Origin of the sequence: Streptomyces aurantiacus JA 4570 (genome assembly GCF_000414115.1) — a bacterium.
Classification (GTDB): domain Bacteria; phylum Actinomycetota; class Actinomycetes; order Streptomycetales; family Streptomycetaceae; genus Streptomyces; species Streptomyces aurantiacus_A.
In genome coordinates this window covers 1-12,872 of sequence record NZ_AOPZ01000188.1, presented here as the reverse complement: position 1 = coordinate 12,872, position 12,872 = coordinate 1, and the positions used below count along the sequence as shown (strand labels likewise).

8 protein-coding genes and 1 pseudogene are annotated in these 12,872 nt (G+C 71.9%); 1 reads left to right on the top strand and 8 read right to left on the bottom strand.

The window, feature by feature from the left end; genetic code table 11:
- Positions 1-47: 47 nt before the first annotated feature.
- The 7 genes and pseudogenes from STRAU_RS19225 to gatC all read right to left on the bottom strand — a co-directional run bounded on the left by STRAU_RS19225 (position 48) and on the right by gatC (position 9,037).
- Positions 48-623: a GNAT family N-acetyltransferase gene (locus STRAU_RS19225; protein WP_016642033.1), complete on the bottom strand. Its 576-nt coding sequence runs from the start codon at positions 621-623 to the stop codon at positions 48-50.
- Between the two features lie 59 nt (positions 624-682).
- Positions 683-2,908 (bottom strand): MMPL family transporter, encoded by a 2,226-nt coding sequence (locus tag STRAU_RS19220; protein ID WP_016642032.1) that lies wholly within the window; start codon positions 2,906-2,908, stop codon positions 683-685.
- Between the two features lie 218 nt (positions 2,909-3,126).
- Positions 3,127-5,211 carry a phosphocholine-specific phospholipase C gene (locus tag STRAU_RS19215; RefSeq protein ID WP_016642031.1) on the bottom strand — a complete coding sequence of 695 codons (2,085 nt, stop codon included), beginning with the start codon at positions 5,209-5,211 and terminating at the stop codon, positions 3,127-3,129.
- 219 nt (positions 5,212-5,430) lie between these two features.
- On the bottom strand, positions 5,431-6,948 hold the full coding sequence (gatB, locus tag STRAU_RS19210; RefSeq protein ID WP_016642030.1) for an Asp-tRNA(Asn)/Glu-tRNA(Gln) amidotransferase subunit GatB: 1,518 nt from the start codon (positions 6,946-6,948) through the stop codon (positions 5,431-5,433).
- 18 nt (positions 6,949-6,966) lie between these two features.
- The gene (locus STRAU_RS19205; RefSeq protein WP_016642029.1) at positions 6,967-7,221 is read right to left on the bottom strand and encodes a hypothetical protein; all 255 of its coding nucleotides are present in this window, start codon (positions 7,219-7,221) and stop codon (positions 6,967-6,969) included.
- Positions 7,218-8,734 (bottom strand): annotated as a pseudogene (gene gatA, locus STRAU_RS19200) (Asp-tRNA(Asn)/Glu-tRNA(Gln) amidotransferase subunit GatA). The gene STRAU_RS19205 and the pseudogene gatA overlap by 4 nt, the downstream one beginning before the upstream one ends.
- Positions 8,735-8,740: 6 nt before the next feature.
- On the bottom strand, positions 8,741-9,037 hold the full coding sequence (gene gatC, locus STRAU_RS19195; protein WP_016642027.1) for an Asp-tRNA(Asn)/Glu-tRNA(Gln) amidotransferase subunit GatC: 297 nt from the start codon (positions 9,035-9,037) through the stop codon (positions 8,741-8,743).
- 203 nt (positions 9,038-9,240) lie between these two features.
- Here gatC and STRAU_RS39085 point away from each other — a divergent pair, with 203 nt between their 5' ends.
- Positions 9,241-10,662 carry a glycosyltransferase family 87 protein gene (locus STRAU_RS39085; RefSeq protein WP_106967968.1) on the top strand — a complete coding sequence of 474 codons (1,422 nt, stop codon included), beginning with the start codon at positions 9,241-9,243 and terminating at the stop codon, positions 10,660-10,662.
- Between the two features lie 14 nt (positions 10,663-10,676).
- Here the strand turns inward: STRAU_RS39085 and STRAU_RS19185 are convergent, their stop codons facing one another.
- Positions 10,677-12,833, bottom strand: a complete 2,157-nt coding sequence (locus STRAU_RS19185; protein ID WP_016642025.1) for a putative bifunctional diguanylate cyclase/phosphodiesterase — start codon at positions 12,831-12,833, stop codon at positions 10,677-10,679.
- Positions 12,834-12,872 lie beyond the last annotated feature (39 nt).

The window sequence follows — 12,872 nt, the reverse complement described above, 5'->3', positions numbered from 1 at the left end:
GGGGCGCGGGGAACTGCGCGACCAGCCCCCACTCACCCGCGGGTGTGTCACCGACCTGCCCGCGCACCCCGCGCACTCCGTGCCTCCCGCCACTCCGGCGCGAGGACCGACCAGACCTCCATGTCGTGCCGTATCCCCTGCCAGGGGAAGGACTCCCGCAGCACCCCGTCGCGGACGAAGCCGAGCCGCTCCGCCGTCTTCTTGCTGCGTTCGTTGAGCGAGGACACCAGCCACTCCACGCGGTGCATGCCGCGCTGGTCGACCGCCCAGTCGATGATGACGCGCGCCGCGTTGGTGATCAGCCCGCGCCCCGCGGCGGACGGCTCCAACCACACGCCGACCTCGCACGACTCGGTCTGCGTGTCGAAGATACGGAAGAGGACGCCGCCGACGAGCTTCCCGTCGAGCCAGATTCCGTAGAGCCGCCCCGTGTCGGCGGCCTGCCGCTCGGCGAAGTGCTGGAGGTGCGCCCGCGCCGACTCCACGTCCTTGACCTTCACGGTGAACGGCACCCAGGGGCCCGCGTACTCGCGCGCCCGTTCCACATGGGCCAGCAGCTCCTCGGCCTGCCACGGCTCGATCGGCCGCAGCTCGGCCCCTTCCCCCACGGATATCGCGAACATCCCCGCTGCTCCTCACGCGTCGGGCACGGCGCGCGACGTCCCGCGCGCCGTGCCTCTCGTCACCGGTCCTTCAGCGCGAGGGGGACGTCCTCCCCGGCGCGCTGTCCGGGGATCGTCGCACGCGTCCGCGATTCGGGCACCTCAATACTGATCCGGGGCAGCCAGCGGTCCAGGCGCTTGGGGAGCCACCAGTTGGCGCCGCCGAGCATGTGCATCAGCGCGGGCACGAGCAGCGTACGCAGCACGAACGCGTCGAGCGCGACGGCCGCGGCGAGCGCGATGCCGAACATCGCGATCACCCGGTCCCCGCTGAGCACGAACGCCAGGAAGACCGAAATCATGATCACGGCCGCGGAGTTGATCACGCGGCTGGTCTCGGCGAGGCCCACGCGGACGGCGACGCGGTTGTCACCCGTCTCCAGCCACTCCTCGTACATCCTGCTGACCAGGAACACCTGGTAGTCCATGGAGAGGCCGAAGAGGACCGAGACCATGATGACCGGGAGGAAGGGCTCGATCGGCCCCGCCCGTCCCAGGCCCATCAGCTCGCTCCCCCAGCCCCACTGGAACACCGCCACCACCACGCCGAACGCCGCCGCCACGGCCGCCACGTTCATCACGGCGGCCTTGAGCGGGATGCCCACCGAGCGGAACGCGAGCAGCAGCAGGACGCAGCCGAGGCCGATGACGACGCCCACGAACAGCGGCAGCTTGCCGACGATGATCTCGGCGAAGTCGTCGTAGCCGGCCGTCACGCCGCCGACGTGCAGGTCGAGGGAGGTGCCGGTCTCGGCCCTGGGGAGCACGTCGGCGCGCAGCCGGTCGACCAGGTCGCTGGTCTGCTGCGACTGCGGGGCGGAGTCCGGCACGACCGTGAGGAAGGCGGCGCCGCCGCTTTCGTCGTACGTCACGGGGCTCACGGAGGCGACGCCCGGCGTGGACTTCAGGGTGCCGCCGAGGTTGTCGAGGGCGAGCCGGTCGGGGGCGCCGTTGACCTCGGTGACGAGGGTGAGGGGGCCGTTCACGCCGGGGCCGAAGCCGTCCGCGAGGAGGTCGTACGCCTGCCGGGTGGTGCTGCCGGCCGGGTTGTTGCCCTGGTCGGAGGTGCCGAGGTGCAGGGAGAGGGTGGGGATGGCGAGCAGCGCGATCACGGCGACGGCGACACCGCCGAGCAGCTTGGGGTGCCGCTCGACGAACGCGGACCAGCGGGCGGCGAGCCCGGTCGGCACCTCGGGGCCGGGCCCGCGCTCGGCCAGCTTGCGGCGCTCGCGGCGGCTGAGGGCGCGCGGCCCGATGAAGGAGAGCAGCGCCGGGAGCAGCGTCACGGAGGCGGCGACCGTGAGGATCACGGTGAGCGAGGCGGCTATGGCGACGCCGTTGAGGAAGCTCAGGCGCAGGATCAGCATGCCGAGCAGGGCGATGCAGACGGTGGCGCCCGCGAAGACGACGGCGCGGCCGGTGGTGGCGACGGCCCGTTCGACGGCCTCGGCCACCGGCAGGCCCTGTTTCAGGCCCTTGCGGTGCCGGGTCACGATGAACAGCGCGTAGTCGATGCCGACGCCGAGCCCGATGAGGGTGCCGAGCATGGGCGCGAAGTCCGCGACGGTCATGAAGTGGCCGAGCAGCACGATGCCCGCGTACGCCGTGCCGACGGAGACGACCGCCGTGGCGATGGGCAGCAGCGAGGCGGCCAGCGAGCCGAAGGCCAGGAAGAGCACGACGGCGGCCACCGCCACGCCGACGATCTCGGCGGTCTTGGCGCTCTTGGCCTCGGTGAGCCCGATCGCGCTGCCGCCCAGTTCGACGTCCAGGCCATCAGGACCTACGGCCTCGGCGGCCTTCGCGGTGTCGACGACCGCCTGCGCCTGGGACTGGTCGATGGAGTCGCTCTGCTCACGGAAGGTGACGGTCGCGTACGCGGTGCGGCCGTCCTCGCTGATCTGCGCGGCGCCCTGGTCGGTGTACGGGCTGGTGACGGAGGCGATGCCGGGCAGATCCGCGATCTTGTCGAGGGTCTCGGTCATCGTCTGCTCGACGGCGGCGGAGCGCGCGTTCTGGTCCGCGCCGGTGTGCCAGACGACGGTGTCGCTGTCGCCGCCGAGGTCGGGGAAGCCCTCGCCCAGGAGCTTGGTGGCGCGGTCGGCCTCGGTGCCCGGCACCTCGTAGTTGTTCGAGTACGCGGAGCCGACCGCGGCGGCCGCGGCCGCCGTGCCGCCGAGTGCGAGGAGCCAGAGCAGTACGGCGACTAGGCGGTGCCGGACGCACCACCGGGCGAGTGCTGCCACGAACTGGCTCCCTGAATGATTCGCGGATCTTCAGCGGGGACAGCCGGGAAGCGTCGGAGTGACCCGTAAAGAACACATGAGGAACATGAGCGGGGAAATGGATCATGATCATCACTTATGCGGCGACATGACCCATGCGCAGACACTCTGACACCCCCCGGAGATCCTTGGTCCGTTTCGTGGCCTTACTCACAAGATCACAAGCGGCGCCGGACGGGTCAGCCCGAGACGCTCGCGCGACCGTTCTCGATGTGCCCCATCAGGCGCCGCCGGAAGGACTTGTCGCCCTCGGCGGTGACCTCGATGTCGTACCAGCCGCGCTCGTCGCCCGTCTGCCAGGCGATGGTGCGGCTGCTGCCTGCCTTGATCCGTACCGTTCGTGTGCGCCGCCGGACGTCCGCTTCCTCCACGTATCCGAGCGGCCTGACCGTGAAGACAAGGTGCCCCTTGCCCCGGTTGGCCAGCGTCAGATGGATCTCGCGCCGGGTGATCGCCGAGGAGAGGGCGGCCGCGTCTTCTCTCCGTCCTACGAATTCGCGGCGGAATCCGTTCGGCCCGGTGACCGTGAAGTGATAGGCGTCACTCTGCGCGGGCACGACCCAGGAGCTCTCGTGCGCCACGTCCTGGTGCTGCGGGACGGTGAACTCCCCCGCGTACGGGTACAGCGCGAAGTGCGCGCTGCGCCGCCCGCCGTTGCGCAGCCGCACCTTCAGGGTGCCGTCCTTGGTGCGCTTCAGGTCGGCGTCCGGCTGGTAGGGCAGCGGGCGCGCCCGGCGCACACCGGGCTCCTGCTCCGGCATCGACTGCCGCTCCGGCGGCTTCGGCTGCCAGCGGCCGCTGAAGACCGGGATGGTGCCGGGCTGCTCCACCTCCGGCTGGCGGTGGCCCCGGTGGAAGTCGAAGGCGCTGGTGAGATCGCCCGTTGCCTTCCGGCGCCAGTCGCCGATGTTGGGCTCGCGCACGCCCGTCCACTTCTCCAGGAACCGCACGACCGAGGTGTGGTCGAAGACCTCCGAGCACACATAGCCGCCGACGGTCCACGGCGACACGACGAGCATCGGCACGCGCGCCCCGAGCCCGGTGGGCAGCCCCTGCCAGCGCTCTTCCTGGTTGTCGGTCGGGGGCACGGGCGGCGGCACGTGGTCGAAGAAGCCGTCGTTCTCGTCGTAGTTGATGAAGACGGCGGTACGCCGCCACACCTCGGGACGCGAGGCGAGCGCGTCCAGGACCTTGTAGACGATGGTGGCGCTGTGCACCGGCGAGGAGACCGAGGGGTGCTCGGAGTCCAGGGCGGACGGCACCAGATAGTTCACCTTCGCGAGCTTGCCCGCGGCGACGTCGGCGGCGAAGGTCTCGGCGAGCTTGCCGGTGGGCACCCGGCGCAGGCCCCGCTCGAACAGCGACCGCTCCCGCTTGGTCAGCGTCTTGACGCCGTCGTCGAGCGCGGCGAGCAGCTTGGCCCGCGCCGGCTCGTCCTTGGCGTCGCGGACCTTGGCGTAGAACGCCTCCATGTACGTGTCGCCGGTCTTGGCGAGGACCTTGCGCGCGATCGCCTTGAAGGTGGTGAAGAACTCGATCTGGTTGTCGGTGAAGTTCTCCCACTCGGTGTACGTCTGCCAGCTGATCCCGGCCTTCTCCAGCCGCTCCGCGTACGTCCCCCAGTCGTAACCGGGGTGCGTCCCCTCGTCGTACGCGTCGTTCTCGACGGCGCGCTTCCCGCTCGCTTCGAAGCCCGTCCTGCCGCTCCACAGATGGTTGCGGTTGGGGCTGGTGGAGGTGTGGATGGAGGAGTGGTAGGCGTCGCAGACGGTGAAGGTGTCGGCGAGCTCGTAGTGCAGCGGGATGTCCTCGCGCGTGTAGTACGCCATCGTGGCCGCCGTCTTGGCGGTGATCCAGCCGTCCATCCAGCCGTCGTGCCACGCCTTGGCACCGCCGCTCCAAGAGTGGTCGAGCGCGCCGATGTACTGGAGGTCCTTCTTCTGTGCCGCGGCGGCCTCGCGTACCGGGAAGGGCATGACGGTGCGCAGCACACCGGGCTGCTCGAACACGCTCTTGCCGCCGGGCAGCTGGATCGCGTTGCGGTCCGAGAAGCCGCGCACGCCGCGCAGGGTTCCGAAGTAGTGGTCGAAGGACCGGTTCTCCTGCATCAGGATCACCACGTGCTCGATCGCGTCGAGCCCGCCCCTCGGCGGCTCCTTGGCGAGCGCCTCCTGGAGGGAGGGCGGCAGGAACGACCCCACCGCCGCGGCCCCGAGGGCGCCCCCGCCCACAGCCATCAGCCGCCTGCGCGATATCTCCGCCACGCCCAACCTCCAGTCGACGCCCAATGGTTCATCGGTGACCCATTGGTCTGTTGAGCTGGGACGGTAGTGACTCCCGGTTGCACTGGGAAGACCGACGGCGGAAGTCGGCGTGAACGTCCCCGGCATGCGGAAGGGGGCGCCGCACCCGATGGATGCGGCGCCCCCTCGCGCGTACGGAGATGACTCGGCGTCAGTCCTCGACGCCCAGGTGACTCGGCGTCAGCCCTCGACGCCGAGCTGCTCCAGGATCAGTTCCTTCACGCGGGCCGCGTCGGCCTGGCCGCGGGTGGCCTTCATGACCGCGCCGACCAGCGCGCCGGCCGCCGCCACCTTGCCGCCGCGGATCTTGTCCGCGATGGCCGGGTTGCCGGCGATGGCCTCCTCGACGGCGGCGGTCAGCGCGCCCTCGTCCGAGACGACCTTCAGGCCGCGCTTCTCGACGACCTCGTCGGGCGTGCCCTCGCCCTTGAGGACGCCGTCGATGACCTGGCGAGCCAGCTTGTCGTTCAGCTCACCGGCGGCGACGAGCGCCGAGACGCGGGCCACGTGCTCCGGGGTGATCGGCAGCGAGCCGAGGTCCACGCCCTGCTCGTTGGCGTTGCGGGCCAGCTCGCCCATCCACCACTTGCGGGCGGAGACCGCGTCGGCGCCCGCGTTGATGGTGGCGACGATCGGGCCGATCGCACCGGCGTTGAGGATCGACTGCATGTCGTGGGCGGAGACGCCCCACTCCTCGCGCAGCCGGTTGCGCTGGGCCAGCGGCAGCTCGGGCAGCTCCGCGCGCAGCGCCTCGACCCACTCGCGGGACGGGGCGACCGGCACCAGGTCGGGCTCCGGGAAGTAGCGGTAGTCCTCCGCCTCCTCCTTGACCCGGCCGGGCGTCGTGGAGCCGTCGTCCTCGTGGAAGTGCCGGGTCTCCTGGACGATCTTCCCGCCGGCGCCGAGGACGGCCGCGTGCCGCTGGATCTCGAAGCGGGCGGCCCGCTCCACGGAGCGCAGCGAGTTGACGTTCTTCGTCTCGGAGCGGGTGCCGAACTTCTCCTGGCCCTTCGGGCGCAGCGAGAGGTTCACGTCGCAGCGCATCTGGCCCTGCTCCATCCGGGCCTCGGACACGCCGAGCGCCTTGATGAGCTCGCGCAGCTCGGCGACGTACGCCTTGGCGACCTCCGGAGCGCGCTCCCCGGCACCGACGATCGGCTTGGTGACGATCTCGATGAGCGGGATGCCCGCGCGGTTGTAGTCGAGCAGGGAGTGCGAGGCGCCGTGGATGCGGCCGGTGGCGCCGCCGACGTGCGTCGACTTGCCGGTGTCCTCCTCCATGTGGGCGCGCTCGATCTCCACGCGGAAGACCTCGCCGTCCTCCAGCTGGACGTCCAGATAGCCGTTGAAGGCGATCGGCTCGTCGTACTGCGAGGTCTGGAAGTTCTTCGGCATGTCCGGATAGAAGTAGTTCTTCCGGGCGAAGCGGCACCACTCGGCGATCTCGCAGTGCAGCGCGAGACCGATCTTGATGGCGGACTCCACGCCGATCGCGTTGACGACCGGGAGCGCGCCGGGCAGGCCGAGGCAGGTCGGGCAGGTCTGCGTGTTGGCGTCCTGACCGAGCTCGGTCGAACAGCCGCAGAACATCTTCGTCTTGGTGCCGAGCTCGACATGGACCTCAAGGCCCATGACCGGGTCGTACGTCGCGAGCGCGTCCTCGTACGGCACCAGATCGGGGGTGGTCGTGACAGTCACGGTGTTGGAACTTCCCTCTCAGCCGAGCAGAACGTCGTCGTCGCCGATGCGCTTCAGCTCGCGCACCAGGATGGCGATGCCGGTGACGATGGCGGCGGCGGAGACGACCGCGTCGACGAGCTTGAGCGTGTCGTGCTCGGCACGGGCCTTCTTGACCTGCTTGAACGTGCTGAGCGCGCCGAACGCGGTGGTGCCGATGGACAGATACGTGCCGGTCTTGGACTTCTTGAAGCCCTTGGCCTTGGACAGGGTTTTCGACGGCTTGCTGCTCACAGCGACGGTGCCTCCTCCAACAGCGGGTGACCCCACTTTTCCACGAAGGCGGCCTCGACGGCGGCGCCCACCTTGTAAAGGCGGTCGTCCTTCATGGCGGGAGCGATGATCTGGAGCCCGACGGGCAGGCCGTCCTCCGGCGCGAGGCCGCAGGGCAGCGACATGGCGGCGTTGCCCGCCAGGTTGGTCGGGATGGTGCACAGGTCGGCCAGGTACATCGCCATCGGGTCGTCGGCGCGCTCGCCGATCGGGAAGGCGGTGGTGGGCGTCGTCGGCGAGACGATCACGTCGACCTGCTCGAATGCCTTCTCGAAGTCCCGCGTAATGAGCGTGCGGACCTTCTGGGCGCTGCCGTAGTACGCGTCGTAGTAGCCGGAGCTGAGCGCGTACGTACCGAGCATCACGCGGCGCTTGACCTCGTCGCCGAAGCCGGCCTCGCGGGTGAGCGCGGTGACGTCCTCGGCGGACTTCGTGCCGTCGTCGCCGACGCGCAGGCCGTAGCGCATGGCGTCGAAGCGGGCCAGGTTCGAGGAGCACTCGGACGGCGCGATCAGGTAGTACGCCGACAGGCCGAGGTCGAAGGACGGGCAGTCCAGCTCGACGATCTCGGCACCGAGCTCCTTGAGGAGGGCCACGGACTCGTTGAAACGCTGGACGACCCCGGCCTGGTACCCCTCACCGGCGAACTGCTTGACGACGCCGACGCGCATGCCCGCCACGCTGCCGTTGCGGGCGGCCTCGACGACCGGCGGGACCGGGGCGTCGATGGACGTGGAGTCGAGCGGGTCGTGCCCGGCGATGGCCTCGTGCAGCAGGGCCGCGTCCAGGACCGTGCGGGCGCAGGGGCCGCCCTGGTCCAGGGAGGACGAGAAGGCCACCATGCCGTAGCGGGAGACGCCGCCGTAGGTCGGCTTGACGCCGACCGTGCCGGTGACGGCCGCGGGCTGGCGGATGGAGCCGCCGGTGTCGGTGCCGAGGGCGAGCGGGGCCTCGTACGACGCGAGGGCCGCGGAGGAGCCGCCGCCGGAGCCGCCGGGGATGCGGGTGAGGTCCCAGGGGTTGCCCGTCGGGCCGTACGCGCTGTTCTCGGTGGAGGACCCCATGGCGAACTCGTCCATGTTGGTCTTGCCGAGGATGACGACGTCGGCGGCCTTGAGGCGCTTGGTGACCGTCGCGTCGTACGGCGGGTCGCGTCGTACGGCGGGATCCAGCCTTCGAGGATCTTGGAGCCGACCGTGGTCGGGATCCCCTCGGTGGTGAAGATGTCCTTCAGGGCGACCGGGACACCGGCGAGCGGGCCGAGCTTCTCGCCCCGCGCACGCTTCTCGTCGACGGCGCGGGCCTGCGCGAGCGCGCCCTCGCGGTCGACGTGCAGGAAGGCGTGCACCTTCTCGTCCACGGCGTCGATCCGGGCCAGGTGGGCCTCGGTGACCTCGACGGCGGTGAGCTCACCGGCGGCGATCTTCGCGGCGATCTCGGCCGCGCCCAGCTTGATGATGTTGCTGTCCGTCATGACTTGTTAGTCCTCCCCCAGGATCTGCGGCACCTTGAAACGCTGCTGCTCCTGGGCCGGGGCTCCGGAGAGCGCCTGCTCGGGGGTGAGCGACGGACGGACCTCGTCCGCGCGCATGACGTTCGTCAGCGGCAGCGGGTGGGAGGTCGGCGGTACGTCTTGGTCGGCGACCTCCGAGACGCGTGCGACCGCGCCGATGATGTCGTCGAGCTGTCCGGCGAAGTGGTCGAGCTCTTCGTCCTTCAGCTCCAGACGTGCTAGGCGGGCGAGGTGGGCGACCTCCTCGCGCGTGATGCCAGGCATGCAGCGATCCTCAGGGGTGAGTGTGATGGTTTCGCTCCCAATCCTATGGGGCTGGCCGCGCTGCCCGCGCCCGACTTCTCTCCGGCTGCTCTCCGGCGCCGTTCAGCCACCCGGCGCACGCCTCCCCGCTCCCCCGGTGATTCCCCGCTCCCCGCCCGGTGAGCTGCGCGGACGGGCCCCGGGCGAGGGCCGAGGATGCCCGCATGGGACTGCGAACCGAGGCCCGCTCGGGGCTGCGCCGGGGACGGCGTCGGGGTGCGTGTTCGGGGCTGCGTTCGGGCCTGCGCCCGGGGGTGCCGCTCGCCGGCGCCCTCGCGCTCGCCGCGTCACTCGCCGTGTGGTGGTACGTCGTGACGGACCCCACGTACGCCGCCCACCGGCGCCCCGCCGACCTGAGCGTGTACCTGGACGCGACGGGCGCCTCGGGTGCGGGCGGGGCGGCGGGCGTGGCGGAGCACGAGCTGTACGAGCGCGAGTTCGGCATCCACGGGCTGCCGTACCTGTATCCGCCCTTCGCCCTGCTGCCCTTCCGCGCCCTGGCCGGGCTCGACCTGACCACGGCGGCCCAGGTCGTCGCGGCCGTCTCCGTCGCCGCCCTGGTCCTCGCCGCACTGGCGGCGGCGCGGACGGCGGGGCGGCGCCTCGGCCCGGTCACCACGGGCTGCGCGCTCGCCGTCGCGGGCGCCGCGCTGTGGACCGAACCGGTCCTGCAGAACCTGGACTTCGGCCAGGTGAACCTCGTCCTGCTCGCGCTGGTCCTGGCCGACCTCGCGACCGACGACCGGCGGCCGTGGAAGGGCCTCGGCATCGGGCTCGCGGCGGGCCTGAAGCTGACGCCCGCGCTGTTCATCGGCTATCTCCTGCTCACCCGGCGGTTCCGGGCCGCCGGGGTGGCGACGGCGGCGTTCGCGGGCACGGTGGTCGCGGGCTGGATCGCGCTGCCGGGGGCGTCGGCGGACTTCTGGGGCGGGGCGCTCGCCGGGAGCCCGGGCGGCCGCGACTATCTGGCGAACCAGTCGCTCAACGGTGTCTTCGTGCGGCTCGGCTTCGGCGGCGAGGGGGTCGGCGGGCCGTGGTGGGGGGCGGCGTGCGGGCTGCTCGCCGTGGCCGGGCTCGGCGCCGCCGCGGCGGCCTCGCGGCGGGGGCGGGAGCTGGTGGCGGTCTGCCTGGTGGGGGCGCTGACGCTGGTGTGCTCACCGCTGTCGTGGACCCACCACTGGGTGTGGATCGTCCCGGCCCTCGTCCTCGCGGCGGACGCGGCGGCCCGGCGGGGCGGGGTCCGGCCCTGGTGGTGGGTGGGTGGCCTGTTCACGCTGTTCGCGGCGTGGCCGATCCGTATCGACGGCTTCGGCACCTGGGACCCGACCCGTCCACTGCTCCCCTACGGCCTCCTCTGGTACACACCCCACTGGCACCGCGAACAGCACTGGGACCCGTTCCACTTCGTCTCGGGCAACTACTACGTGTGGCTGGCCCTGGGGTACGTGATGTGGGCGGCGTGGGCGTTCGGGGGTGCGGCTGGGACGAGGTGGCGCCCTGAAGGGGCGCGGGGAACTGCGCGACCAGCCACGACGCACCCGCAGCCCCAGAACGACCTGGCCCGGCACATCCAGCGGAGCACCTAGCAGGCCGCCGACAGCTAAGGCACCGCCCGGGTGGGCGACGTCGGTGCCGGGTCCGGAGCGGATGGGCCCGGGGCCGGCGCCGGGGCGGCAGCCTCGGCCAGGTCCAGGTCCACCTGCCGCTGCCACCCGCGCTCCCCGCGCGTACGCAACCACGCCGTGGTCTCACTCGGCGGCATCGCGGCGGCGACCAACCACCCCTGGACGGCGTCGCAGCCCAGGTCACGCAGGCGCTCCCAGGTCTCGTCGTCCTCGACGCCCTCGGCGACGACGAGCAGACCGAGGGAGTGCGCGAGGTCGACCGTGCAGCGCACGATCTCGGCGTCCTCGTTGTCGACGGCGAGCCGGGCCACGAACGACCGGTCGATCTTCAGCTCGCTGACGGGCAGGCGGCGCAGGTGGACCAGCGAGGAGTACCCGGTGCCGAAGTCGTCGAGGGACATCTTCACGCCGTGCCCGGTGAGCCCGGCGAGGGTGTCCGCGGCGCGCTGCGGGTCCTCCAGGAGCACGTGTTCCGTTATCTCCAGCTGGAGCGCTCCCGCGGGCACGCCGTGCCGGGCCAGGCGCGCGGCGACGGCGCCCGCGAAGCCGGGGGTGTGCACGTCGCGCGGCGACACGTTCACCGCGACCGGGACGTTCAGGCCCTGCTTGCGCCACCGCGCCACCTGGGCGAGGGCGGACTCGAGGACGTACTCCGTCAGGTGCGGCATGAGGCCGGACGACTCGGCGATGGCGATGAACTCGTCCGGCGGCACCTTGCCGCGCTCGGGATGCACCCAGCGCACCAGCGCCTCCAGGCCCGCGACCTGGCCGTCGAAGCGCACCTTCGGCTGGTAGTGCAGCTCCACGTCGCCCGCGTCCAGGGCGCGGCGCAGATCGCCCAGGAGGCCGAGCCGGTCGGGGGTGTTGGAGTCCCGCTTGGACTCGTACACCTCGACGCCGGTGCGGTCCCGCTTGGCCTGGTACATCGCCACGTCGGCGCGGCGCAGCAGGCCCTCCGCGTCCAGCGCGTGGTCGGGGAAGACGGCGAGGCCCGCGCTCGCCTCGAGCACGAGGGTGAGGCCGTCCAGGTCCAAGGGGGAGCCGAGGGCGGCGACCAGGGAGCGGGCGACGCGGGTGGCGGACGTCGTGGAGTCGGCGACCGGGAGCAGCACCGCGAACTCGTCGCCGCCGAGCCGGGCCGCCTCCGCGCCGCGCGGCAGCGCGAGCCGCAGCCGGTCGGCGATCTGCAGGAGCAGCCGGTCACCGGCGAGATGGCCGAGGGTGTCGTTGACCGAACGGAAACGGTCCATGTCGATCAGCATCAGGGCGGAGCGCGCGCCGATGCGCTCGGCGTCGTCCAGGGCCGTCCAGGTCCGCTCCAGGAGCCACTGCCGGTTGGGCAGCCCGGTCAGCGGGTCGCGGAGCTGCTCCTCGGCTCTGGCCCGCGCGATCCACAGCGTGGAGTCCAGGGCCACGAGCGGGATGGTGAACAGGGGCAGGAGCAGCGGCTGCGACATCGCGACGACGCAGATCAGCGGGGCGATGCCGAGCAGGGCCACGCCGAGCAGCCCCTGCCGGACCAGGGCGGTGCGGGTGACGGTGGGCAGCGTGCCGGTGCGCGGGGCGTGCACGTACCAGAGCAGGACACGGGTGACGGCGAGATACGCGACGGCGACGAGGGCGACCTCGGGCGCCGTGTAGAGGTCCCAGTCCTCCGGGTTCCAGGGGGCGTCGGCGGCCGGCGCGGTGCCGAACGCGGCGAGGGTGAGCGCGCCCGCGCCGATGCCGAGGATGTCCACGGCACCGTGCAGGACCCCTTGGCGCCAGCGGTGGCGGCGGGCGACCCCGACCAGGACGACGACGGTGAGGCTGACCATGCCCGCGGGCATCCAGCCGTACAGCAGCAGCACCGCGACGGTCAGCGCGCCGCCGGAGCCCGTGCCGCCCCACCAGCGGTCGCGGCCGAGGGCGACGAGGTGGCCGACGATGAGGCCGGTCAGGACGGCGAGGGACCAGCCGACCGTGCCGGACGGGAAGAGCGGGTGGCCGCCGGTGAAGGCGTGGAAGAAGCCGGTGCCGAGGACGACGGCGGCCGCGGCGACGACGGCCGCGGGCAGCAGCTGCCAGCTCCCGCGCCCGGCCTCGTGGTCGGCCCCGTCCGGCCCGGCCCCGTCGAGCCCCTGGCCGCGCACGTCCGCACCACGTGTGTCGGCGCCCCGGCCGTCCGCCCC